This is a genomic window from Legionella lytica, from assembly GCF_023921225.1.
GTDB lineage: Bacteria > Pseudomonadota > Gammaproteobacteria > Legionellales > Legionellaceae > Legionella > Legionella lytica.
This window is the reverse complement of record NZ_CP071527.1, coordinates 2,807,501-2,832,119: the sequence shown is the minus strand read 5'-3', so window position 1 is coordinate 2,832,119 and position 24,619 is coordinate 2,807,501. Positions and strand designations below refer to the sequence as shown.

Sequence of the window (24,619 nt, the reverse complement as noted above, 5' to 3'; positions counted from 1 at the left end):
GAAAATGCTGCATGATATTAGCATATTAATTTGGGTTGTTCTGAAGATACTCGTAATTGTAGTCCCATTACTCTTATGTGTTGCATATTTAATTTATGCTGAGCGTAAAGTTATTGGCTACATTCAATTGCGTATTGGTCCTAACCGAGTTGGGGTGAAAGGCTTACTGCAGCCTATAGCTGACTTGATTAAATTGATCACGAAAGAAATTATTATTCCAACGCGATCAAATAAATATCTTTTCATTATCGCACCACTTTTTGCCTTGGTACCTGCTCTTGCTGGTTGGGCTGTGGTTCCTTTTCAGGAAGGAGTCGTTCTAGCAAACATTAATGCGGGGGTATTGTTCGTTTTTGCAATGAGCTCGCTTGGTGTTTATGGGGTTCTCATTGCGGGTTGGGCATCTAACTCTAAATATGCGATGTTTGGTGCATTAAGAAGCACCGCGCAAACCGTGTCGTATGAAATTGCCATGGGATTTGCCCTTGTCGGTGTTTTATTGGCGGCTAACAGCATGAACCTTACCGAGATTGTTAATTCACAGAAAGGTGGGATGCTTCATTGGTGGTTTGTGCCGTTGCTTCCATTATTTTTAGTGTTTTGGATTGCTGGTATTGCTGAAACGAATAGAGCACCTTTTGACCTTGCCGAAGGTGAGTCAGAAATTGTTGCGGGATTCCATGTAGAGTATTCAGGAATAGGGTTTGCGTTGTTCTTCTTATCAGAATACGCGAGCATGATTCTGATTTCGGTGATGTTGAGTATTTTGTTCTTAGGCGGTTGGATGTCTCCATTTGAAGGGATCCCTGTTTTAGAAGATATATTCTTCGTTGTTCCTGGCTTTGTGTGGTTACTCGCGAAAATCAGCTTTTTCCTCTTTGTTTATTTATGGGTAAGAGCGACGTTTCCACGGTATCGTTATGACCAACTTATGCGTTTAGGTTGGAAAGTACTCATCCCGGTTACCATTGTTTGGATTATAGTAACGGCCGTAATGGTAGTTGCTCAGGTTAAACCTTGGTTTTGATGGTTAAAAGAGAAGCCGATGAAAAAAGTATATCAAAATATTAAGTATTACCTCCGAAGTTTTCTATTAATAGAGCTATTGGCGGGTTTAAAGCTGACTGTAAGGTATTTCTTTAAGAAAAAAATAACCGTGCAGTTCCCTGAGGAACAAACGCCAATTTCTCCTCGCTTTAGGGGTTTATTAGCGCTTCGCCGCTATCCTAACGGGGAAGAGCGTTGCATCGCATGTAAATTATGTGAAGCGGTATGTCCTGCATTGGCAATCACCATTGAGTCCGAGCCACGTGATGACGGTTCACGTCGCACGACTCGCTATGACATTGATGTATTTAAGTGCATTAACTGTGGTTTATGTGAAGAGTCCTGTCCAGTTGATTCCATCGTTGTTACTCCGATACAGCATTATCATGTGAGTGAGCGCGGCCAGAATATCATGACCAAAGAAAAACTTTTGGCTCTGGGTGATTTAATGGAACCAAAACTTGCAGCAGATCGAGCTGCTGACGAAAAGTACCGATAATGGGGTAATGTATGCATGACTTATTAATTCAAGCTATTTTTTATGTTTTTGCAGCCTTAACGGTTGGTTCTGCATTACTGGCGGTTACTCAAAGTAACCCTGTTCGTTGCGTTCTGTTTCTCGTATTCACTTTCTTTACGAGTTCAGTTTTGTGGATATTGGCAGAGGCTGAGTTTTTAGCCTTAATTCTAGTACTGGTTTATGTCGGCGCGGTAATGACCTTATTCTTGTTCGTGGTCATGATGCTTAACATTGATGTTGAATCGGTAAAAGGTCAATTAAAACGTTATCTTCCGTTTGGCTTAATTATCGTTGCATTATTCATTGCATTGTTAATGAAAGCTATTCCAGAAGGTTCACTTAAGAGCAATGTTGAGACTAAGCCCGTAGTTGCATCTTCGACGCTTCAGTCAGGTGAGGCATCTCAGCAAAAACCTGAGCCAATTTTAGTTGAGGCTTCAAACACTGAAGCATTAGGTATGGTTCTTTATACTGATTATTTCCTGGCTTTTGAGCTTGCAGCAGTACTCTTATTAGTTGCGATTGTTTCTGCAATTACTTTAGTACATCGTGGTGCAAGATATTCGAAGAGACAAGATGTTAAGCAGCAGATTATGACTCGTAGAAGTGATCGAGTTGAATTAGTTACTATGAAGACAGAAAAATAAGTATTGGGGAATACCATATGATACCGGTCAATAATTACCTGATATTAGGTGCGATTTTGTTTGGCTTAGGCCTTGTTGGAATGATGATAAATCGCAAAAATATCATTTTACTCCTTATCTGTGTTGAACTGATGTTACTTGCAGTAAACACGAATTTTATTGCGTTTTCTCATTATTTTAATGAGATTGGAGGACAGGTTTTTGTCTTTTTTATTTTGACCGTTGCTGCTGCTGAAGCTGCGATTGGTTTGGCCATAGTAATGTTGCTTTATAGAAATCGAGGCAACATCGACGTAGATAAGATGAATCATTTAAAAGGTTAACATTGTGAGTATACAACAACTTTGTTTGATAATTGTTTTAGCTCCTCTTGCAGGCTCGGTTATCGCTGGGTTCTTTCGGAACCAAATAGGACGCGTTGGGGCACACTCAGTTACAATTCTGGGTGTTAGCGTTTCTTTGATTGCGTCACTGTACGTTGCGTGTCAGATTTTCTCGGGCGCGATGCCTTCAGAAAACACCATCCTATATAATTGGGCGACTGGTGGTGCATTAATTCCTTATGAGTTTAATCTAGGGTTCTTAGTTGATCCATTAACTGCAGTCATGCTGGTAACGGTAAATTTTGTATCTTTATTAGTACATATTTATAGTATTGGCTACATGTCGGATGATGATGGTTATCAACGTTTCTTTAGCTATATTTCACTCTTTACCTTCATGATGTTGATGCTGGTTACTTCAAATAACTTTTTACAGTTATTCTTCGGTTGGGAAGGGGTTGGCTTAGTTTCTTATCTACTTATCGGTTTCTGGTATCAAAAGGAATCGGCAATTGAAGGAAGCCTGAAAGCATTCCTAGTCAACCGTGTAGGGGATTTTGGTTTTCTTATCGGGATTGCTTTAGTTTTTGCTTACACTGGAAGTCTTGATTATGCAAAAGTATTCCAAAGCGCAAATTACTTAGCGAGTCAAAATATTGAGTTATTCAGTGGCCATTCTTGGTCAGTAATGACCGTTACTTGTTTAGCTTTATATGTTGGTGCTATGGGTAAATCAGCTCAGGTGCCTTTACATGTGTGGCTCCCAGAGTCAATGGAAGGTCCTACACCAATTTCTGCGTTAATCCATGCGGCGACAATGGTCACCGCAGGGGTATTTATGTTGGCACGTATTTCACCATTACTTGAATTATCAACAACTGCCTTGTCTGTTGTATTAGTAATTGGTGCGACAGGTGCGCTCTTCACTGGTATTCTTGCTTTAGTAATGAATGACATTAAGCGTGTAGTGGCATACTCTACTTTATCCCAGTTGGGATATATGATGGTAGGTATTGGTGCCTCTGCATACAGTGCAGGAATGTTCCACTTGATAACACATGCTTGCTTTAAGGCCCTGTTATTCTTGGGTGCGGGTTCTGTAATTATCGGAATGCATCATGAGCAAGATATGCGAAAAATGGGTGGATTGTGGAGCAAAATGCCTATTACCTATGTTACTTACATAATTGGAACTTTAGCATTATGTGCTATTCCTCCTTTTGCTGGTTTCTATTCCAAAGATACCATTATTGAGGCAGCACAACTTTCACAAATTCCGGGCAGTAGTTATGCTTATTTCTGTGTGGTTGTCGGTGCAATGGTCACTGCAATTTATAGCTTTAGATCACTCTTTATGACCTTCCATGGTAAACCACGTATGGATCAACATACCTTAGATCACGTACATGAGTCTCCATGGGTTGTATGGTTACCTTTAGTAATCTTGGCGATTCCCTCAGTAGTTTTAGGCTATGTGTTGTACATGCCTATGTTATTTGATAAGCCAACTTTATTAGGATCATCATTATTTGTGCTTCCTGATCATAATGTTATGGCTGAACTGGCTCATGAAGTAACATCTCCTTTTGCAAGTATGATTCATTCAGTTTCATCACTTACTTTCTGGATTACATTAGCAGGTATTATTATTGCCTGGGTTTGTTATATTGCTGTTCCATCTATTCCTGGTTACCTGGCTCGTCATTTGAAACTTGTTTATAAGCTCCTTATGAATAAGTATGGATTTGATGCCTTTAATAACCTGGTCTTTGTAAAAGGTACCAAAGGTCTTGGCAATACTTTTTATAGCGTTGGAGACCAAGGGTTAATTGATGGAATGGTAGTTAATGGTAGTAGTCGACTGATTAGATGGTTTTCCAGTAAAGGTCGAACCATACAAAGTGGCTATTTAAATCACTATGCAACAGTTATGGTTCTTGGATTGCTCGGATTCTTGTGCTGGTTGATACTAGGCTGAATATAAGGTGAGGGTATGCATTATTTGCTCAATTTGCTAGTTTGGTTGCCAATATTAGGCGGTGTTTTTGTTCTTCTCGCAGGAGATGATCGTAACCCTAACAATGCACGCTATTTGGCTTTATTCACAGTAGTGCTTTGCCTACTACTTTGTGTGCCTTTAGTTGGTGGCTTTGATACTAAAGCCTTAGGGATGCAATATTTAGAAGAGTATCCTTGGATACCTTCTCTAGGTATTAGCTACAGCCTTGGTATTGATGGTTTGTCATTATTACTAATTATATTAAGTATCTTCACTAATTTGGTGGTGATTCTTGCTACTTGGGAAAGTATTACGAGCAGAGTATCGCAGTATTTAGCTGCATTTTTGATCATGCAGGGCTTGTTAGTTGGAGTATTCTCTGCATTAGATTCAATTCTGTTTTATATATTCTGGGAAGCGACATTGATTCCTATGTACCTCATTATAGGTATTTGGGGTTCAGATAATCGTGTGTATGCTGCGATTAAATTCTTCCTCTATACCTTCTTTGGTTCAGTATTGATGCTCGGTAGTTTCTTATACATGGGATATATTGCTGGAACCTTTAGTATAGAAGCATTTTACGCAATTAAACTGAGCATGACTGCACAAACTTTGATTTTCATTGCCTTCTTCCTTGGTTTTGCGATTAAAATTCCGATGTTCCCGGTCCATACTTGGTTGCCAGATGCGCATACCGAAGCGCCAGCGGGTGGGTCTATCGTTTTAGCTGCAATCTTGTTGAAGCTCGGAGCGTACGGATTTATTCGTTTCTCTTTACCGATCGTACCTGACGCATGTAATCAATATGCAGGTGTGATGGTTGCCTTATCCCTAATTGCTGTGGTGTACATTGCCTTAGTTGCAATTGTGCAAAAGGATATGAAGCGTTTAATTGCTTACTCATCAATTTCACATATGGGTTTTGTAACCTTAGGCTGTTTTGCAATTTTTAGTATTGCCAAACAAACTGGTTTAAGTAATGCCGGACTTATTTTAGAAGGTGCGATTGTAGTAATGATTTCGCATGCTTTCGTTTCCAGCGGAATGTTTGCTGGGGTAGGTTTTATTTATGACCGCATGCATACTCGTCGCTTAGTTGACTTTGGTGGTATTGTGAATACCATGCCAATATTTGCTTCATTATTTATGCTGTTTTGTATGGCTAATGCAGGTTTACCAGGAACTTCAGGCTTTGTTGGCGAATTTATGGTAATTGTTGGTTCGATGAAAGCAGGATTCTGGATTACTTTCTGGGCAGCAACTACGTTAATGACCGCCGCTGCATACAATCTTTGGATGTATAAGCGCGTTATTTTTGGCAAGGTTGCTAATGAAAAGGTTGCGGAATTAAAAGACTTATCAGTTTATGAGTTGAGTGCATACCTGTTATTAGCTCTGATGGTTATTGCTATGGGGGTGTATCCTAAGCCGATGCTTGAATACGTACACCAGACAGTAAGTCATACTCTGGCGCTAGCCAGCCAAACAAAATTGTAATACGCAAGGTTAATTAATATGATCGCATTATTTGAAAATATTCATGTCGCGCTACCAGAGATGGTTATATTAGCCACAGCGGGCCTTGCATTGCTTGCTGACTTATTCTTTCGAGATAAAGTTCGTTCTGTAGCGTTTATCATTTCCTGCATCGGCTTAATTGCTGCCGCAGGAGTTAGTTTCCTATATATAGGTGCCAATAAAGTACTTACCTTAAATTCAATGTTTATTAGTGATGACGTTGCTCATTTAATGAAGTTCTTTATTTACCTCACCGTATTATTGAGCTTTATTTATTCGCGTAACTATATCGATGAGCGACAAATGCCTTCCGGTGATTATTACGTTCTAGGGTTATTTTCAACTTTAGGAATGATGATCTTAGTTTCTGCTCATTCGCTTTTGTCTATTTATCTTGGTTTAGAGTTAATGTCGCTGCCTCTTTATGCAATGACTGCGATTCGTCGTACCGATAGCGATGCATCTGAAGCTGCAATGAAGTATTTTGTTATGGGCGCAATTGCATCCGCAATGTTGCTCTATGGTATTTCGTTAATTTACGGTGCAACCGGTAAATTGGATCTATTAGAAGTAGCAAACGCAATTTCTGCCAACTGGCAACAGCAGGAAGCGTTATTAGCATTTGCACTAGTCTTTATTTTAGCTGGTGTTTGCTTCAAACTCGCTGCCGTCCCTTTTCACATGTGGGCTCCAGATGTGTATCAAGGTGCACCAACTTCAGTTACCTTATTTATTAGTGCGGCACCTAAGGTTGCTGCGTTGGGAATGGCGTTTCGCTTCTTAACAATTAGCTTTGTTGATATTGCGGCCCAATGGCAGCAAATCTTACTGGTGGTTGCTTTACTGTCTACTGGTTTAGGTAATCTGTTTGCAGTGGTACAAACAAGTTTCAAACGTCTGCTTTCTTATTCCGCGATATCACATATTGGTTATTCTTTGTTTGGTATTTTAGCCGCCAGCTCAGCGGGCTATTCAGCAGCACTCTATTACATTTTGGTTTATGCGTTAACTTCAGCTGCTGCATTTGGCTTAATTGTATTAATGTCTAGTCATGGAATGGAAATTGATAATGTTGACGATCTTAAAGGCCTAAATAAAAGAAACCCTTGGTTGGCTTTTATGATGCTAATCACTATGTTCTCAATGGCTGGTGTGCCACCAACAGTAGGTTTTGTTACTAAACTATTGGTATTAAAAGCGCTGGTTGATGTGCATATGACGTGGGTTGCAATTCTTGGTCTAATCTTTGCTGTAGTAGGTGCTTATTATTATATTCGTATCATAAAACTAATGTACTTTGATAAGCCTTTACATACTGAGCCATTAATTATCAATAAGGGAAATGCAACTGTATTATCATTGAATTGTTTGTCATTAGTGTATTTAGGTATTTTTCCTGGGGCATTAGTTGTTAGCTGTATTAACGCATTTGTTAATTAATTCACAAACTTTATTAAAAGTACTTGCTAAAAGGACAAAGTATCAGTATACTTCTCTTCAGTTGACGCGGGGTGGAGCAGCATGGTAGCTCGTCGGGCTCATAACCCGAAGGTCGTAGGTTCAAATCCTGCCCCCGCTACCACTTTTTGGAACCCCATTTATGGGGTTTTTTATTACCCTAGAAAAAGCTTTAAAGTCCTCTGTAGCAGTGTTTGCAGCCGGTGCAACTGCTTTTCTTAGGGGTATGTTTAATTCGGGCTAACTTTGCGAATCCAGGTTAATAATTTACAAACTTGGGCGTATGCGCCCTTTTTTTTTGTTTGTGAATATTATGATTCAAGACGAACTCGAACAACTTTTAGCTCCTACTGTAAATGATATGGGTTATGAACTTTGGGGATGTGAATATCTTTCCCAGGGTAAGCATTCCTTATTACGCATATACATAGATAAAGCAGAAGGGATTGGAATTGAAGACTGCCAAGATGTAAGCCACCAAGTGAGTGCCTTGCTCGATGTAGAAGATCCTATTCCTGGTAACTATAGTTTAGAAGTATCATCGCCGGGTATACCGAGACCTTTGTTTAAAGGTTGGCAATATCAACGATACATAGGTCAGCCTGTCCAGGTGAAAACATTTAAACCAGTTTGTAAGAAGCGCAAATTGCTAGGTACAATCATTTCAGTGTCTGACAATTCAGTTCTACTGAATATCGATGGCGAAGAGCATGAATTACTTTTTTCAAATATAGTAAAAGCATATTTGACAGTATAGAGAGGCGAACAATGAGCAAAGAATTGTTATTAGTTGCTGAGGCGTTATCAAACGAAAGAGGCGTAAGTAAAGACGTTATCATCCTTGCCATTCAGGCCGCATTGGAGTCTGCTACTCGAAAAATCTTTGGATTAGACATAGGTGTTAGAATTAAGCTGGATCCACGTACTGGTGAATATGAAACTTTTAGATATTGGGATGTAGTTGAACCTGAAGACTTTGAGTTTCCCGAGCATCAGTTAACATTAGAAGATGCACGAACACGTAATCCAGAAGTCACGGTGGGTGGACGCATCGAAGAGTCGATTCCATCTATTGAATTTGGACGGATTGAAGCGCAGGCAGCTCGCCAGGTTATTATGCAAAAAGTCAGAGAGGCTGAGCGTGAATTGGTAATAGACCAGTTTAGAAGCAAATTAGGTCAATTGATTTATGGTACGGTGAAAAAAGTAACTCGTGACAATATAATTATCGATTTAGGTGGTAAAGCAGAAGCGTTTTTACCACGCGCAGAAATGTTACCTCATGAAATGTTTCGTGCTAATGATAGAGTACGTGCATATTTATATGAAATTACGCCACAAGCACGTGGCCCACAGCTGTATGTTAGCCGTGCGCGTAATGAAATGTTAATCGAATTATTCCGCATTGAAGTTCCAGAAATTGGCGAAAATGTAATTGAAGTTAAAGCTGCGGCTCGTGATGTAGGGAATAGAGCAAAAATTGCAGTTAAGACGAATGATGGCCGTATTGATCCTGTTGGCGCATGCGTTGGTATGCGTGGTGCGAGAGTACAAGCCGTTTCTAGTGAGTTAGGTGGTGAGCGTGTTGATATCATTCTGTGGGATGATAATCCAGCTCAATTAGTGATTAATGCTATGGCCCCTGCGGATATTTCTTCAATTGTTGTTGATGAAGATACCCACACTATGGACTTAGCGGTAGAAAAAGATCAGTTATCTCAAGCAATTGGTCGAAATGGCCAAAACGTTCGTTTAGCTAGTCAATTAACTGGTTGGACTTTGAACGTGATGACTACAGACGAATTCGAAAATAAGAATTTGGAAGAGTCGAGCAAGATCGTAAAATTATTTACTTCTGCGCTGGAAATAGATGAGGAAATTGCTACATTACTAGTAGCACATGGTTTCTCATCTCTTGAAGAAGTTGCTTATGTACCTAAAGAAGAGCTTTTAGCAATTGAAGAGTTCGACGAGGAAATCGTTGAAGAGCTAAGAAATAGAGCAAATGATAATTTGCTGACTATGGCGCTTTCTTCTGGTAAGGGATTGGCTGGCACTCCAGATGAATCTTTATTAAATATGGAAGGTATGTCTGAAGAGCTTGCTAACAGATTAGCAGAGCGAGGAATTACATCTATGGAAGATTTGGCAGAACAATCTGTAGATGAATTATTAGAAATTGAAGGGATGACTGAAGAAAAAGCTGGCGCTTTAATTATGAAAGCCAGAGAGCCATGGTTTTTATAAAACCATTTATACCCAAGTATCTTGGGTATATACCTATGCTTTGGACCATTTGGCAAAGCATTAATAAACTAACGTGTTTCAGAACGCAGTTATGCTCATTCTTAATGAATACATCATAGGCTGCTGAAAGGGGATTAAAATATGGCGGATGTGACGGTTAAACAATTAGCTCAAGTCGTTGGTATTCCGGTTGAACGCTTATTGAACCAGTTACAGGAAGCAGGATTATCTTTTACTGATGATCAACAGACTGTGAATGAGGAACAAAAGCGTATCTTACTTAATCATTTAAAGAATAGCTCTGTGCGTGATACGCATGTTGCGCCAGAGCGTATTACTTTAAGGCGTAAAAGTACGTCTCAAGTTACTGTTGGCCACGATACTCATAGTGGTAAAACAGTTCATGTCGAAGTTCGTAAGAAAAAGGTTTTTGTTAAACGAAGTACGCTCGTTGAGCAACCGGAAACTGAAGAGCCAATTGAAATAGCGGTCACTGACGAATCAGTCCCTAGCGAAGCAATTGTAGAGACATCTATTGTTGAATCAACTCCTGAAGTTGTGCAGGCGGAACCAGAAGCTCAAGAGGAAAGCCAAGCCGAAGCTGCTGTGGTTGAAGAAGCACCACAAGTTGCTGAAGAGCCTGCGCCTGTATTTAGTGATGAATTAAATGCTCCTTCTGCGCTGGAAGAAATTGCAGAAGTTGCAATAAAAGAAGAAACCAAGGCTGACAAGCCTGTTAAAAAGAAACATTCTGAACCTACAAGCACTGATTCTGAATCATCTGATTACAAGAAAGGTAAGAAAAAGCAAAAATATCAAACATCTTATGAGCGTGCTAGTGATGACGAAGACGATTCGCATCGACGTGCTAGTGGACGTAGTAAATTTAAAAAGCGTAAAGGTTCTGAAAAATCAGATAAATACCGTGAAGCAGAAGAAACCTTAACACATGGTTTTGCATTACCAACAGCACCAGTTATCCGTGAAGTATTACTTCCTGAGACAATTACTGTTGCCGAGTTGGCAAAACGTATGTCAGTTAAAGCTGCGGAAGTGATTAAGATCATGATGTCTTTAGGAGCTATGGCAACCATCAACCAAGTTATTGACCAAGAAACGGCGGTAATCGTGGTTGAAGAAATGGGTCATAAGCCACGCGTAATTAATGAGGACGCGATTGAAGTCGGTCTTGGTGAAGCCATCTCTAAGGGTAGCAATACGGAAAGTCGTGCGCCTGTCGTAACTATTATGGGTCACGTTGACCATGGTAAAACGTCACTACTTGACTACATTCGTCGTACTAAAGTTGCTTCTGGCGAAGCCGGTGGTATTACTCAGCATATTGGTGCATATCACGTAAGTACTCCCAAAGGGGACATTACTTTCTTAGATACCCCAGGTCACGCGGCATTTACTGCAATGCGTGCACGTGGTGCCCAAGTTACTGACATCGTTATTTTGATTGTTGCTGCAGATGATGGCGTTAAGCCACAAACGATTGAGGCAATTCAGCATGCTAAGGCTGCGAAAGTGCCGATTATTGTTGCAGTTAACAAAATTGATAAACAAGGTGCTGATCCAGATCGCGTTATGAATGAATTATCCGTTCATGAAGTAATCCCGGAAGCCTGGGGTGGCGATACCATGTTTATTAATATCTCTGCTAAAGCAGGTACAGGTATAGATGAGCTACTTGATGCGATTCTGTTGCAATCAGAAGTATTAGAATTAACTGCATTGACTGATGGTGCCGCTAAAGGTGTGGTCATTGAATCACGCTTAGATAAGGGACGTGGTCCAGTAGCTACCGTATTAGTTCAAAGTGGAACTTTACACAAGGGTGATATTATTCTTGCTGGTTTCCAATATGGCCGTGTACGTGCATTAGTAGGTGATAATGGCGATATGGTTAATAGTGCTGGTCCTTCAATTCCAGTAGAGGTACTAGGTTTATCAGCGATTCCTCACGCAGGGGATGAGGCTGTAGTGGTTCCAGATGAGAAGAAAGCTCGTGAAGTGGCTTTATTCCGCCAAGGTAAGTTCCGTGATGTGAAATTGGCACGGCGTCAAAAGTCTACTTTAGAAGGCATCATGGAAAACATGACAGCTGCCGAGTCTAAAGTATTAAATATCGTGCTCAAGGCGGATGTACAAGGTTCTGTGGAAGCTATTTCTGATGCCTTGGTTAAATTGTCGAATGATGAAGTTAAAGTGGTTGTCATTTCTAATGGCGTAGGTGGTATTACTGAATCAGATGTGCATTTAGCAATTGCATCAAGTGCCTTATTGATTGGTTTTAACGTCCGTGCTGATGCAACTGCGAAGCGTTTAGCGGAACAAGAGTCTATATCTCTCCACTATTACAGTGTTATTTATGATATTGTGGACCAAATTAAAGGTGCGTTAACAGGAATGTTAGCTCCACAATTCAAAGAAGAGATTATTGGTACTGCCGAAGTACGTGATGTGTTCAAGTCACCAAAAATCGGTGCTATTGCGGGTTGTATGGTTATTGAAGGTGTAATTAAACGTAATAACCCAATTCGTGTACTACGTGCTAACGTCGTGATTTACGAAGGAACTTTAGAGTCCTTAAGACGCTTTAAAGATGACGTATTAGAAGTTCGTCAAGGTTTTGAGTGTGGTATTGGCGTTAAGAACTACAATGACGTGAAACCTGGCGACCTTATTGAAGTATATGAAACTGTTGAAATTAAGCGTGATTTATAATTATGGCTCAAAATTTTAAACGTACAGATCGAGTTGCTGAGATGATTCAGCGAAAATTAGCTCAGATCATTCCTTTAGAGGTAAAAGATCCGCGCTTAAATGGTATCGTGACTATTTCTGCAGTAAAGGTTGCTGCAGATTTAGCGCATGCTAAAGTTTATTTTACTGTGCTGAATAATGACAAAAAGCAAGTTGAAACTATTCTCAACGCAGCCGCAAGTTACCTGCGCAGCGCTTTGGCACGTAGTATTACATTACGCACGGTACCTCAGTTACATTTTGTTTATGATGAATCAATTGAATATGGACAGCGCCTAAGCCGTCTAATTGACGAAGCAAACCCTCCTTCCACTGATGATAATGAAGAAAACTGAGTTGACTCCAGTAATCAATGGAATTTTATTACTTAATAAATCAGGAGGTATGTCTTCCAATAAAGCCTTGCAAAAGGCTAAGCATTTATTGGGGGCTAAAAAAGCGGGGCATACCGGAAGCTTAGATCCTTTAGCTACTGGCATGTTGCCATTATGCTTCGGTGAGGCAACCAAGGTTTGTCAATTTCTGCTTGATGCAGATAAGTGCTATGAAACAACGGCAATGCTCGGAATTAAAACCGATACGTCTGATTCAACAGGACGAGTTATCGCATATGCAGAAATGTGTAGTGTGTCGCAAGCACAGCTTACGAATGTATTAGCGCAATATAGAGGACATATAAAACAGACTCCCTCTATGTATTCAGCCTTAAAACATCAGGGTAAGCCTTTATACCGTTTAGCTCGAGAAGGAATAGAAGTTGAGCGCAAACAGCGTGAAATTTTTATCAGTCATTTGCAATTGGATGCATTTGACGGAGCCCAGTTTTCCTTGACTGTTAACTGCAGCAAGGGAACCTATATTCGTAATTTAGTTGAAGATATAGGTGATGCATTAGGGGTTGGTGCTCATGTAACACGTTTGCATCGCCTTTATACATCTGGTCTCAATGAGATGCCGATGTATACTTTAGAGGAGTTGGAGCAGATGTCCTTGGACGAGCGAAAAGCTTGTCTTATTCCTCTAGATAAAGCAGTAGACTATTTAAAGCAGGTAATGCTTTCAGAAAATGAAATTTTAGCCATCCGACAAGGTCGGATAGTTAGTAAGCAATTAGATGTAGATGGTGTAAATTGTGTTCGTCTTTATGATGAGCAATCACAATTTATTGGTTTAGGTGAGTTAAATGCTGAAGGTGAGTTGAGAGCGAAAAGACTGTTGGCTTTTTAGTTTGATTGTAAAAATTCGTACCTAAGTATGATTTTTTTTGCACAAAATAATTTACAACACTTGTTTCGTTTGGTATGCCTTGGTAGAATGTTCGCCTTTGAATGAATATTTAGTAGTTCCAGGAGTGTATAATGTCGCTAAACAGCGCGGATAAAGCAGCAATCGTTAATGAATTCAAGCGTGCCGATAAAGATACAGGTTCGCCAGAAGTTCAAGTTTCTTTAATTACAAGTCGTATTAAGTATTTGACTGAGCACTTTAAAGAACATAAAAAAGATTTTCATTCTCGTCGTGGGTTACAAGCATTAGTAAACAAACGTCGTAAGCTATTGAAGTATCTGAAGAGTAACGATCAAGGTCGTTATCTAACATTGATTCAAAAATTAGAGTTAAGAGATTCTTATTGATTATTGAATCGAAACACCTTAGTAGAGGTGTGTTTAACCAGAACAGTTAGTAATTAAAGGCGCACACTTCTGCGCCTTTTTTTCGTTATAATAATTAAAGAGGAATATACCGTGGCTAAAATTAGAAAAGAGATGGCATTTGGTGACCATACCCTAGTTCTTGAAACCGGTGAAATTGCACGACAAGCTGATGGTGCTGTATTAGTTAGTATGAATGGGACTCAAGTTTTAGTTACTGCAGTTGGTAAAAAAGATGGCGGCGAAGGAAATGGATTTTTTCCTCTTACAGTAAATTATCAAGAAAAATTCTATGCTGTAGGAAAGATTCCTGGTGGCTTTAATAAGCGTGAAGGCAGACCAAGTGACAATGAAACTTTAATTTCTCGCTTAATTGATAGGCCAATTCGTCCATTATTCCCAGATGCATTTACCAATGAAGTACAAATAATTGCGACAGTTCTCTCTTTAAACCCTGAAGTTTCCTCTGATATTCTTGCGATGATTGGTGCTTCAGCTGCGTTGGCTATTTCAGGTGTTCCTTTTAATGGTCCAATTGGTGCTGCACGTGTTGGTTATAAAGAAGGGGTTTACCTATTAAATCCAAGCCGCAAAGCTTTAGAAGAATCTCAATTAGATTTAGTCGTTGCTGGAACTAAAGATGCTATTTTGATGGTCGAGTCTGAAGCCAAAGAATTGAGTGAAGACGTCATGCGTGGTGCGATTATGTTTGGCCATGAAATGATGAAAGGCGTAATTAAAATGATTGAAGAGCTAGCTCAAGAAGCTGGCAAAGCACGTTGGGATTGGACTGCTCCAGAAGTAGATGCTAACTTACTCGCTCGTGTTTCTGATATCGCGAAAAACGAGGTTGAGGCTGCTTACCTGATTAAAGACAAACAAGCTCGTTATGCACGTTTAGATGAGCTAAAGCAACAAACCATCAAGGCATTATTAGCTGAAAACGAAGAGTTAAGTGCTGATGTGATTGGAAACATGTTTGGTGATTTAGAACGTGCTACAGTACGTAATCGTATTCTCGATGGTGAACCACGTATTGATGGTCGCGACCAAAAGACGGTACGTCCTATTGCCATTCGCACCAAATTCTTGGATAGAACTCATGGTTCAGCGTTATTTACGCGCGGAGAAACCCAGGCGATTGTGGTTGCTACTTTAGGTAATGAGCGTGATGCACAAATGCTTGATGGTATTAATATCGAGTCTAAAGATCGCTTTATGTTGCACTATAACTTCCCTCCATACTCTGTTGGTGAAACAGGTATGGTTGGTAGTCCAAAGCGTCGCGAAATTGGACATGGTCGTTTAGCAAAACGTGCTTTAATCGCCGTGTTACCTGCAGCAAATGAATTCCCTTACGTTTTACGTGTGGTTTCTGAAATTACAGAGTCTAACGGTTCAAGTTCAATGGCTACTGTCTGCGGAACCAGTCTAGCGTTGATGGATGCGGGTGTTCCTTTAAAAGCTCCAGTTGCTGGTGTTGCGATGGGCTTAATTAAGGAAGGCGATCGTTTTGCCGTATTAACCGACATTTTAGGTGATGAAGATCATTTAGGAGACATGGATTTCAAGGTTGCTGGTACAGAACAAGGTATTACTGCATTACAAATGGATATCAAAATTACAGGTATCACCAATGAAATTATGGAACAAGCGCTTGAGCAAGCTTTAGCTGGTCGTATCCATATTTTAGGCGTGATGAATAATGCTTTAGCAGAACATCGTGAAGAGTTATCTCAACATGCTCCACGAATCACTACCATGAAAGTTGCGGAAGATAAAATTCGCACCATTATTGGTAAAGGTGGCGCGACAATCAAAGGCTTAATTGATAGCACTGGTGTTTCTATTGACATCGATGACACTGGCTTAGTGCAATTATTCTCTCCTGACATGCTGGCTTTAGAAGAAGCTGAAAAGCAAATTAAAGCATTAATTGCTGAGATTGAAGTTGGTGAAACTTATCACGGTAAAGTAAGCAAGATTGTTGATTTTGGTGCCTTCATTAATCTGTTACCTGGTAAAGATGGTTTATTACACATTTCACAAATTTGCGCTGATAGAGCCCAAAAAGTTGAAGACGTTCTGCAAGAAGGTCAAGAAATCTCTGTGTTCGTTGCTGGTATTGATAAGCAAGGTCGAGTCAAGTTGGAGTGGAAAGACAAGCCTCAAGCTCCTGAAGCAGCTGCTGCTCCTGCTGCCGCAGAAGAAAATACTGAAGTTGCTAATCTTGGTGCTGATGTGTCTGAAGAAGAATAATATTCTTTTTTACATCGAACAATTCGAAACCCGTATTGACGAATGCTCAATCCGGGTTTTTTTATAGCTAAAATATAATAAAGATTGGCGAGATACGAAACTTAAGATATGACAGTACTTGAAAACACAGAAATCGAATTTCGTGGCTTTTGACAAGATTCTATGGAGCCCGCGGGCAAGCCGCGGGAATTCAAGATGGAGTATTCTAAAACCAGGTTAAATTGATGCTATTAAGGGTTCAGCTAATTAGTGAGTAAGAATTAAGATTTTAGTTCGATTTATGAATCAGTCTTAAAAACTCCGCACGACTGGTCGCACTAGTGCGCATCTCCCCGAGCATCACTGAAGTGCTCATTACGGAATTTTGCTTTTCTACTCCACGCATCATCATGCACAAATGTTTTGCCTCAACAACAACAGCAACTCCTCGTGCTCCAGTAATTGATTCAATGCAATGGGCAATTTCTGACGTTAGACGTTCTTGAATTTGCAGACGGCGAGCAAAAAAATCAACGACTCGTGCAATTTTCGATAGACCAATTACTTTTCCATTGGGAATATAACCGACATGGCACTTTCCTAAAAATGGCAACAGGTGATGTTCACACATCGAATACATCTCAACATCTTTAACAATAACCATTTCGCTCATTTCTGAGTCAAAGAGCGCGCCATTAATGATCTCATCAAGATCTTCATGGTAACCTTTAGTTAAATAACGCATTGCATTTGCAGCACGTTCTGGCGTATCTACCAATCCCTCGCGAGTTATATCCTCTCCTAGTTCCGTTAGTAGCTGTTCATAAAGTTCTTTCATAATAAAAATTCCTAACCTGGAGGCCAAGTCATGCAACGGCCACCTAGTAAATGTAAATGAATATGGTAAACCGTCTGACCGCCATGGGGATTAACATTAAAAACTAATCGATAACCTGAATCACTGAATCCTTCAGCTTGAGCAAGTTGCTTTGCTCTTAAAATCATTTTTCCCAATAGGGCTTGGTTTTCATCAGTAGCATCATTAATTGTCGCAATATGCTGCTTCGGTATAATTAACACATGGGTTGGTGCTTGTGGGTGCAGATCGCGAAAAGCCATCAGCTCATCATCTTCAAAAACTACTGTAGCAGGAATTGCACCTCCGGCAATTTTGCAAAACAGGCAATCCATAAGCAATCCTAATAATTAATTGAAAGCGCTATTATACATTTCTCACGTATATTCTGACAGCTTCTCTTTGCCTTTTGATGCGATTTTTCGCATAATAGCCGTCTTTATTTCGATAGCAATTTTGTATTTCTAAGCCATACTCATAGAAATCGATGGCGAGTAACTATATTAATTCCAATAGGGGACATAAATGGGTTTAAAGAAAGTTAGCAGTGGGCGTGATATCCCAAATGAAATTAACGTGATTATTGAAATTCCCATGAACAGTGGACCAGTAAAATATGAGGTTAATAAAGACTCTGGCGTATTATTTGTTGACCGCTTTTTATCAACGCCAATGTTTTATCCTGCTAACTATGGCTATATTCCTAACACCCTGTCTGAAGATGGTGATCCAGTAGATGTATTAGTTATTACCCCAGTTCCTTTAATTAACGGTTCTGTTATTCCTTGCCGGGTTGTTGGGGTACTAAAAATGACTGATGAATCTGGTGTTGATGCGAAGTTGTTAGCGGTTCCAATTAACAAGCTAACGAAAATCTATGAATCAGTAGAATCATATAAAGACTTGCCTGAATATTTATTAAATTCAATAAAGCACTTTTTCGAACATTACAAAGATTTAGAAGCAGGTAAATGGGTGAAAGTTGATGGTTGGGAAGGCCCAGAGGCTGCTTTGGCTGAAATTGTTGCTAGCATTGACCGTTTTGAAGGTTAACTCTCATTCGTAGCCCATATTACGCTATGCTAATACGGGCTACAGCTGCTCCGAGCTACGAATAAATCATACAGCACTCATCTCGCTTTCTTTGGCTCCATATGATACCTTATTTTCTCGCATGCAAAGCTTAAAGGATATTTGGTGGCCCTCCATCTTTCTACACTGTTTGCCATAGTAGTATTTTTAATTGTTCTAGCTGCTTTTTTTTCTGCCACAGAAATTGGCATGATGTCTTTGAATCGTTACAAATTGAAACATCTGGTCAAAAAGAATGACGTCCAGGCAATACGGGTTAATAAAATTCTAGCACGCCCTGATTTGCTACTGAGCGTGGTTTTAATTGGAAATACGGTAGCCAATATTGTTGCTTCAATGATCGCGACATTAATTGGTCAGCGTTTATACGGTGATTTAGGGGTTGCAATTGCCACCGTACTTTTAACCTTAATCATTATGGTCTTTGCGGAAATGATTCCCAAGACTTTTGCCGCTATTTATCCTCAGCAAGTTGCGTTTGCGACCTCCTTACCACTAAAGATACTGCAAAAGCTTTTTTCTCCATTGGTATGGACCTGTAGCTTTATGTCGAACAGCATTTTACGCTTATTTCATGTTTCCATTGATCGTGCGCAAAAGGAAGCGTTAACCGGAGAAGAATTGCGCTCGGTGGTACATGAGGCTGGTGGTTTATTACCTGTTGAGCATAAAAGTATGCTGATCAGTTTGTTAGATTTGGAAACGGCGACCGTTGAAGATATCATGATTCCCAAAGCTGAAATTGTAGGAATTGATTTGTCTCAATCCTGGACACAATTATTAGAACAATTAGAAACAGCACAACATACACGCCTCCCTTTATATCGCGATACTATTGATAATTTAGAAGGTATGATCCATGTGCGCGATGTTTTAAATTTGGCTTTGGAAGACAAATTAAATTTAAATAGTTTATTGAGTACTGCGGATACACCTTATTTTATTCCTGAAGCCACGCCACTTAATGTCCAGATTCTCAATTTTAGAAAAGTGAAAAGACGAAGTTCATTTGTGGTCGATGAATATGGAAATATTTTAGGTCTAGTAACCATGGAAGATATTCTTGAAGAAATCGTGGGTGAATTTACCACGGACATTGCTGCATTAAGTCGCGATATTATGCCGCAAAGTGACAACTCTGTAATTATTGATGCCAGCTTAACCCTGCGCCATTTAAATCGGTTAATGGGGTGGCAACTGCCAATGATTGGCCCTAAAACGTTAAGTGGTCTAATTGTTGAGCATCTAGGTTATATTCCCCCGGCAGATTCATGTTTAACCATCGATAACTATCGTATTGAAATCTTAAAGGTTAGTGATAACACCATTAAAAGTGTCAAAATGTTTAAACTTAGTAAGAAGCGAAAATAAATCAAAGTTTTTGCCTTTGGAATTCGTATCATTATGTAACCTGGTTACTTACAACCAGGTTTTCCTTAAATGGCAAGTAAATGAGATTGTGGAGACTATTTATCACTATGTTCTTTAATAATGCGAACCTCCGCAGTAAACATATAACCACCATTACGAATTGTTTTAATTAAGATGGGTTTTTTAGCATCAATTTCGATTTTTTGTCTTAAACGGCTTATCTGTACATCAATCCGTCGATCAAAGGGATTCAAATCACTATTTTTAGTCGTTAGTAATAACTGTTCTCGATCTAACACTTGCAGTGGCTGCTGTACAAACGTAAGCAGCAAATCGTATTCTCCTGCACTTAGGGTAAGCTCCTGATTGTTTTCTATATTAAAAATGCGGCGCGCCGCTGGATCTAAGCGCCAATTACCAAAGGTGAGTAGTTCTTTATCCGACTCTGATTGTTGCTGAATTCGAGATACGCGCCTACTAATTGCACTAACACGGGCATGTAGTTCTCTAGGATAAATGGGTTTAATGATAAAATCATCAGCTCCGGCTTCTAGCACTTTGATACAGGCATCTTCATCAGCGTGATCATGAATAACTAATAATGGCACAGGGTAGTTTGTGTAAAATTGATGTACCATTGATAATTCATTTTTTAAAATAGACCAGTGAATTAAAATAGCAACCGGTATTCCTTGCTCAATAGGAATTGAGTGCAAATTTTGTTGTTCTACTATTGCGATATTGAATTGAGCAAAGTACCTTTTAATCTCTTCACTTACAGGGCTCTGATCAATAAACAGCAAATAGCTGGATTTAGGCATTTATTTCTTCCCGGATTTTATACGACAATCAAACAGATTTTGGCAAGATTACTGTCGACTTGCAATTATTTTCGATGCTATTGTAAGTATAAGAAAGCGAGATTCAGCAAGGAGGCTGTTTGAGGAGGCTGGATGACTCAAAAATTGAACTGGGAAATTACGGACGCAGATCGGTGCAAAGCACAGGTTAAATACGAGTTAAGTCATTTAAAATGTCGTTTACGTTCTTATCTTAATCATCCAAAGCATTTAACTTGCTATGCGGATAACATTATTGATTTGTGTCGTTCTATTGCAAAAAACTATTTAGATTATTTACGTTTGTTTCAGGATGATTTGGTTTTTAATTCTGAACAGTTATCTACGTTGCCTTGCCGTTTGGAGCATTTTGAGTCTATTTTTAATTTGGAGCAAAGATTAGCTCAAAGCAATTCTTTGGAAGTAAGGAGGGAATTAATACTGCAAATAGTTGCTCTTTACCAACAGGTAGTATCCGTTCAATCCTTGCACTATTTACAACAGATGGCTGAATACGCAACGCGACTCAAGCGATTATTTGCTAAACGACAACTGGATCGATGGTTAGGGGGCATTGCTAATTTTTGGAGTCATCATGAGGCAACAACTCTTGAATTGGCAATGTGGTTTCATGAGTGGAGTAGGGCAGAACAAAAGGAGGCCTTAGACTTTTTTGCACAAGAACATTTTGTTGATTTAGTAAATGCTATTTTTTTCTATAAGTTATTCCCAGACAAATTGTTTCCCTATACGGTGCATCCTGAAAAACTAATCTCTGTTCGTGCTCGTTTGTCGGTATTACATTATGCAATTGAGTTAATTCAGCAGCAACTCCATAGTGCTGCGTTACAAAATGGTTTAATCCCAGAGGTTGATTATTTATTACATGGCAATGAATTACCTCAGGGAATCATGATTGAGGTAAACGATAGCTTTAAATCAATGATATGGGCTGCAGTGAAACAATTGCGCATAACTATTTCCCCACAATATCAACAGCAGCTCACGGTAGAGCTATTACGTGATTTAGGCAGAGCGTATAAGTTTTGGTTTAACCCAAATCGCTTAATTGATACGGTAATGGTTTTACGACAAACTCTTTTTTCTGAAACACATGAAGTAGACGTTTTCCAAACGGAGATGGTGCTTTTATTCGCCCAACTTTCTACGACCGAATGCTTGGATCTCTATGGTTATTTTGCGAACAATGATACACGCCATTTACTACATACCTTTTTTATCTTAGTTCAAGGAGCGTTTTTTGATTGGTTACCCCAGCTTCGTGAAGAAGAGAGTAGAGTGCTTCAAGACGTGTTTGATACGTTGCTGGCTGTGATGCAAGCATTACGCGACGAACTAAAAAACCGGCATGTGCTCACCGAGGCATATCACTATAAATTAGCGAAGCCTTATCCCCAAATTGGTCATCGTAATCGTGAGGCGATATTGCGAGTCATCGCCATCTATTCCTGTAAAACACCAATAAACCATGATTCGCTAGAACATTTATTTCGCTTTGTAGAAGAGGATTAAAGATGGTTGTCTGGACCTAGAATAATTCACAGCACTCATCGCGTTGTGGGTTGCATTCTGCCCACATTTAAAAGTAGCGCTGGGCTAACAACCAGAGGGTCTTAGCGCAGCGAACTCCTTAGGTAAGCTATGCGTTTAGGCAAGGTTTCCCCCACTTACGGCTTTCCTTTTATGAGCTTCATGGCAAACGTATAAACAATTTTCATGACGAATGCCCCTAGTTTTCGTTGTCTTCCTGATTGCGTTAACGGGATGCCAATCTTGCGAGAAATTTTTGCTTTAAGCGCGGAAATACCAAAAAATCGTTTCCATGAAAATCCACCACGATTCATAAACTTATTACTCCTATTATTTTAATTATAAATATCCGTTTCCGGTGCATATCAATTTGTCATTGTGAGTACAGTGAAACAACCCAGAACAGAATTCTAATTAAGTATCGTTCTGGCTTGTTTTACCGTGTTTTTATTGAGAGGGGTTATCCTAGATAAAACTATTTAACATCATTCTCATGTAATGCAGGATCTGATGAAGGGCTATTGAGATGCCAATTATAAACATAACTGTCTATAGTATTAGTATGTTTTAATTGGCTTTGCAACGGCTCTTTGGCAAATTGTAATAAATGGGTAATCACGTCTTGTTTGGTTCCGCCGAAATCTTCTTCATACCAATCGTAGAGCTTTGAAATAATCAGCCGTCCTTCAATAACGCTAACCCCTCTTAATGAGTTTACATAAGTAAGAGCAGCTTTATTTAATTGTTCTTCCAAATTGTATCCATGATAAGCGGTTTTACTTAGATTAGGCGCGCCAATACTGGCATTATTCAATGCATAATGAGTTCGGGCATCATTCCAAATAGGACGTATAATACGGTTATTAATATCATCCAGAGAAAGTGTTGTCTTTTTTATCGTAATTAAATTGGCTCCCCAAGGGCCAACGCTAAATAGGCCAGGAGAAATATTAACCTCTTGAATCGTCGAAATTGGATAATAATTAGCAATAGTTTGCACTGTAAGTGCATTATAGACATTAATCCAATAGGCTAATTGTTCTGCTCGATTGTAGTTATCGATATTAATTTGGGCCATATCCCGTAGATAATCTTTTAGCAAATTCAGGTCTGTCTGCGAAAAATGCGCATAATCAACCAAATTAATATTTTCCGGGCTAGTAATTATTCGACGATTTAAAAAATCTTGCCACAGTTGATGAGAAATAATTTCTTTAGATAAGGGATTATTTACCTCCCATTGTGGCCATAAGCTTTTATAAAAAGAAGCATGAGTTAGTCCTGTAAAGAGTAATAATAGCAGGACAAAAAATTGATTACGTACTATGGTTTTAAACATTAATTAGTGCTCTATTGCGAAGAGCATTTCCAATGGTATTGCCATCTAAAAACTCTAATTCCCCCCCTGACGGTATGCCATGGGCTAATTGAGTAATATGGACTGGCTGTTCTCGTAGGAGTTGATGAATAAAATGAATAGTAGTTTGTCCTTCTACACTAGGGCTTAAAGCCAGGATTACTTCTTTAATTCCTTCCTCAAGAATCAGATTCTTAAGTTTCGGTAATCCAATATCATCTGGACCTAATCCATCGAGAGGAGATATTTTACCCATAAGGACAAAATACTTACCTTGGAATGAATTGCTCTGTTCAATTGCTGATACATCAGCTGGGCTTTCTACAACACAAAGTAAAGAGGAATCCCTATTGGGATTTTGACACAATGTGCAAAGACTTTGTTCTGTGTAATTCATACAGCGCTGGCAATGCTTGATTTGAGACATTGCCTGCTCTAAACAAGAGGCGAGGTGTAAACCTCGCTGTCTTTGATGTTGAAGCAAGTGAAACACCATGCGCTGTGCTGATTTTGGTCCTACCCCGGGAAGACAACGTAGTGCTTCGACCAGGCGGTTTAACATATCCATTATTAGGATTATTCCTTGTCGTCACCCATTAAATCAGTTGGAATATTTAACCCAGCAGTTAATGGGCTGATTTTTTCTTTAGATGCTTTTTCAATTTTACGTACCGCATCGTTAATCGCTGCAGCAACTAAGTCTTCTAGCATTTCTGGATCTTCTTCCAACATCGTTGGCTTGATTTTAACTGCAACGGCATCATGACGACCATTCATCTGAATTGTAACCATACCACCACCAGCTTCGCCAGTAACGACCAATTGGCTTAATTGTTGTTGCGCTTCTTGCATACGTTGTTGCATTTTTTGCGCTTCTTTCATCAGGTTACTAAGATTTTGATTCATATCCATTATTTAAAGCCTCTTTGTTTAGGGTTGGTAAGAGTCTCAAGCTAGTTAACTACAACCTTAGCATGAGAAGTTTAAACCTATTATATTATAAGTCATCTTTTAGTGGCACAATAGAATTTTTGACCAATTCTGCTGAAAAATCTTGCTGCAGCTGTTGGAACATCGGGTCGTTTTGCAATGCAAGCTCAGCGTTTTGCTGTTTTTGTTGTGTTGCCTGTTC

At 39.5% G+C, this 24,619-nt stretch carries 24 protein-coding genes, 1 tRNA gene and 2 pseudogenes (1 of these 27 only partly in view); 19 read left to right on the top strand and 8 right to left on the bottom strand.

Going from position 1 to position 24,619, the window contains the following annotated elements:
* The first annotated feature begins 4 nt into the window (after positions 1–4).
* From nuoH to pnp, 16 genes and pseudogenes are all read left to right on the top strand, one after another.
* Positions 5–1,027 carry an NADH-quinone oxidoreductase subunit NuoH gene (nuoH, locus tag J2N86_RS12480; RefSeq protein WP_252579783.1) on the top strand — a complete coding sequence of 341 codons (1,023 nt, stop codon included), beginning with the start codon at positions 5–7 and terminating at the stop codon, positions 1,025–1,027.
* An 18-nt stretch (positions 1,028–1,045) separates the two neighbouring features.
* On the top strand, positions 1,046–1,546 hold the full coding sequence (gene nuoI, locus J2N86_RS12475) for an NADH-quinone oxidoreductase subunit NuoI (RefSeq protein ID WP_252579782.1): 501 nt from the start codon (positions 1,046–1,048) through the stop codon (positions 1,544–1,546).
* Between the two features lie 11 nt (positions 1,547–1,557).
* Positions 1,558–2,214 carry an NADH-quinone oxidoreductase subunit J gene (locus tag J2N86_RS12470; RefSeq protein WP_252579781.1) on the top strand — a complete coding sequence of 219 codons (657 nt, stop codon included), beginning with the start codon at positions 1,558–1,560 and terminating at the stop codon, positions 2,212–2,214.
* Positions 2,215–2,231: 17 nt separating this feature from the next.
* Positions 2,232–2,537 (top strand): NADH-quinone oxidoreductase subunit NuoK, encoded by a 306-nt coding sequence (gene nuoK / locus J2N86_RS12465; RefSeq protein ID WP_133136502.1) that lies wholly within the window; start codon positions 2,232–2,234, stop codon positions 2,535–2,537.
* Between the two features lie 4 nt (positions 2,538–2,541).
* Positions 2,542–4,515, top strand: a complete 1,974-nt coding sequence (gene nuoL / locus J2N86_RS12460; RefSeq protein ID WP_252579780.1) for an NADH-quinone oxidoreductase subunit L — start codon at positions 2,542–2,544, stop codon at positions 4,513–4,515.
* A 15-nt stretch (positions 4,516–4,530) separates the two neighbouring features.
* Positions 4,531–6,036 carry a complex I subunit 4 family protein gene (locus tag J2N86_RS12455; RefSeq protein ID WP_252579779.1) on the top strand — a complete coding sequence of 502 codons (1,506 nt, stop codon included), beginning with the start codon at positions 4,531–4,533 and terminating at the stop codon, positions 6,034–6,036.
* A gap of 18 nt (positions 6,037–6,054) precedes the next feature.
* The gene (gene nuoN / locus J2N86_RS12450; RefSeq protein WP_252579778.1) at positions 6,055–7,497 is read left to right on the top strand and encodes an NADH-quinone oxidoreductase subunit NuoN; all 1,443 of its coding nucleotides are present in this window, start codon (positions 6,055–6,057) and stop codon (positions 7,495–7,497) included.
* 65 nt (positions 7,498–7,562) lie between these two features.
* Positions 7,563–7,639: transfer RNA gene (locus J2N86_RS12445), tRNA-Met, on the top strand.
* Between the two features lie 189 nt (positions 7,640–7,828).
* Entirely contained in the window at positions 7,829–8,272 is a 444-nt protein-coding gene (rimP, locus tag J2N86_RS12440; RefSeq protein WP_252579777.1) for a ribosome maturation factor RimP, read from the top strand.
* Between the two features lie 11 nt (positions 8,273–8,283).
* The gene (gene nusA / locus J2N86_RS12435; RefSeq protein WP_252579776.1) at positions 8,284–9,762 is read left to right on the top strand and encodes a transcription termination factor NusA; all 1,479 of its coding nucleotides are present in this window, start codon (positions 8,284–8,286) and stop codon (positions 9,760–9,762) included.
* 141 nt (positions 9,763–9,903) lie between these two features.
* A pseudogene (locus J2N86_RS16245) lies at positions 9,904–10,246 on the top strand (translation initiation factor IF-2 associated domain-containing protein); the annotation flags it as partial.
* A gap of 215 nt (positions 10,247–10,461) precedes the next feature.
* Positions 10,462–12,492, top strand: a pseudogene (gene infB / locus J2N86_RS12430) (translation initiation factor IF-2); the annotation flags it as partial.
* A gap of 2 nt (positions 12,493–12,494) precedes the next feature.
* The gene (gene rbfA / locus J2N86_RS12425; RefSeq protein WP_252579774.1) at positions 12,495–12,866 is read left to right on the top strand and encodes a 30S ribosome-binding factor RbfA; all 372 of its coding nucleotides are present in this window, start codon (positions 12,495–12,497) and stop codon (positions 12,864–12,866) included.
* A complete protein-coding gene (gene truB / locus J2N86_RS12420; protein WP_252579773.1) occupies positions 12,853–13,758 on the top strand; it encodes a tRNA pseudouridine(55) synthase TruB in 906 nt (301 codons plus the stop codon). The genes rbfA and truB overlap by 14 nt, the downstream gene beginning before the upstream one ends.
* A 131-nt stretch (positions 13,759–13,889) precedes the next feature.
* Positions 13,890–14,165, top strand: coding sequence for a 30S ribosomal protein S15 (rpsO, locus tag J2N86_RS12415; protein ID WP_252579772.1), 276 nt, complete (start codon positions 13,890–13,892; stop codon positions 14,163–14,165).
* A gap of 111 nt (positions 14,166–14,276) precedes the next feature.
* Positions 14,277–16,442 (top strand): polyribonucleotide nucleotidyltransferase, encoded by a 2,166-nt coding sequence (gene pnp / locus J2N86_RS12410; protein WP_252579771.1) that lies wholly within the window; start codon positions 14,277–14,279, stop codon positions 16,440–16,442.
* Positions 16,443–16,710: 268 nt separating this feature from the next.
* Here the strand turns inward: pnp and folE are convergent, their stop codons facing one another.
* Both folE and J2N86_RS12400 read right to left on the bottom strand, forming a co-directional pair.
* Positions 16,711–17,259 (bottom strand): GTP cyclohydrolase I FolE, encoded by a 549-nt coding sequence (gene folE / locus J2N86_RS12405; protein ID WP_252579770.1) that lies wholly within the window; start codon positions 17,257–17,259, stop codon positions 16,711–16,713.
* A gap of 11 nt (positions 17,260–17,270) precedes the next feature.
* On the bottom strand, positions 17,271–17,612 hold the full coding sequence (locus J2N86_RS12400) for a histidine triad nucleotide-binding protein (RefSeq protein ID WP_252579769.1): 342 nt from the start codon (positions 17,610–17,612) through the stop codon (positions 17,271–17,273).
* A gap of 190 nt (positions 17,613–17,802) precedes the next feature.
* Between J2N86_RS12400 and ppa the strand changes: the two genes are divergently transcribed.
* Together ppa and J2N86_RS12390 are read left to right on the top strand one after the other, a co-directional pair.
* The gene (gene ppa, locus J2N86_RS12395; protein ID WP_252579768.1) at positions 17,803–18,330 is read left to right on the top strand and encodes an inorganic diphosphatase; all 528 of its coding nucleotides are present in this window, start codon (positions 17,803–17,805) and stop codon (positions 18,328–18,330) included.
* 144 nt (positions 18,331–18,474) lie between these two features.
* Positions 18,475–19,740, top strand: a complete 1,266-nt coding sequence (locus J2N86_RS12390) for an HlyC/CorC family transporter (protein WP_252579767.1) — start codon at positions 18,475–18,477, stop codon at positions 19,738–19,740.
* Between the two features lie 95 nt (positions 19,741–19,835).
* Here J2N86_RS12390 and J2N86_RS12385 read toward each other — a convergent pair whose 3' ends face one another.
* Positions 19,836–20,561, bottom strand: a complete 726-nt coding sequence (locus J2N86_RS12385) for a winged helix-turn-helix domain-containing protein (protein ID WP_252579766.1) — start codon at positions 20,559–20,561, stop codon at positions 19,836–19,838.
* Between the two features lie 132 nt (positions 20,562–20,693).
* Here J2N86_RS12385 and J2N86_RS12380 point away from each other — a divergent pair, with 132 nt between their 5' ends.
* Complete coding sequence (locus J2N86_RS12380; RefSeq protein WP_252579765.1) at positions 20,694–22,112, top strand: hypothetical protein; 1,419 nt, start codon at positions 20,694–20,696, stop codon at positions 22,110–22,112.
* A gap of 155 nt (positions 22,113–22,267) precedes the next feature.
* Here J2N86_RS12380 and J2N86_RS12375 read toward each other — a convergent pair whose 3' ends face one another.
* From J2N86_RS12375 to dnaX, 5 genes are all read right to left on the bottom strand, one after another.
* Positions 22,268–22,444: a hypothetical protein gene (locus J2N86_RS12375; protein WP_252579764.1), complete on the bottom strand. Its 177-nt coding sequence runs from the start codon at positions 22,442–22,444 to the stop codon at positions 22,268–22,270.
* A gap of 161 nt (positions 22,445–22,605) precedes the next feature.
* Positions 22,606–23,469: a DUF547 domain-containing protein gene (locus J2N86_RS12370; protein ID WP_252579763.1), complete on the bottom strand. Its 864-nt coding sequence runs from the start codon at positions 23,467–23,469 to the stop codon at positions 22,606–22,608.
* Positions 23,462–24,055 (bottom strand): recombination mediator RecR, encoded by a 594-nt coding sequence (gene recR, locus J2N86_RS12365; RefSeq protein WP_252579762.1) that lies wholly within the window; start codon positions 24,053–24,055, stop codon positions 23,462–23,464. Before recR ends, J2N86_RS12370 begins: the two co-directional genes overlap by 8 nt.
* A gap of 8 nt (positions 24,056–24,063) precedes the next feature.
* Positions 24,064–24,399: a YbaB/EbfC family nucleoid-associated protein gene (locus J2N86_RS12360; RefSeq protein ID WP_252579761.1), complete on the bottom strand. Its 336-nt coding sequence runs from the start codon at positions 24,397–24,399 to the stop codon at positions 24,064–24,066.
* Positions 24,400–24,484: 85 nt separating this feature from the next.
* Positions 24,485–24,619, bottom strand: partial view of a DNA polymerase III subunit gamma/tau gene (gene dnaX, locus J2N86_RS12355; protein ID WP_252579760.1) — the 3' portion only. It continues 1,668 nt past the right edge of the window; 135 of the gene's 1,803 nt are visible here — the last part of the coding sequence; the start codon falls outside the window, past its right edge — the gene reads right to left on this strand; its stop codon occupies positions 24,485–24,487.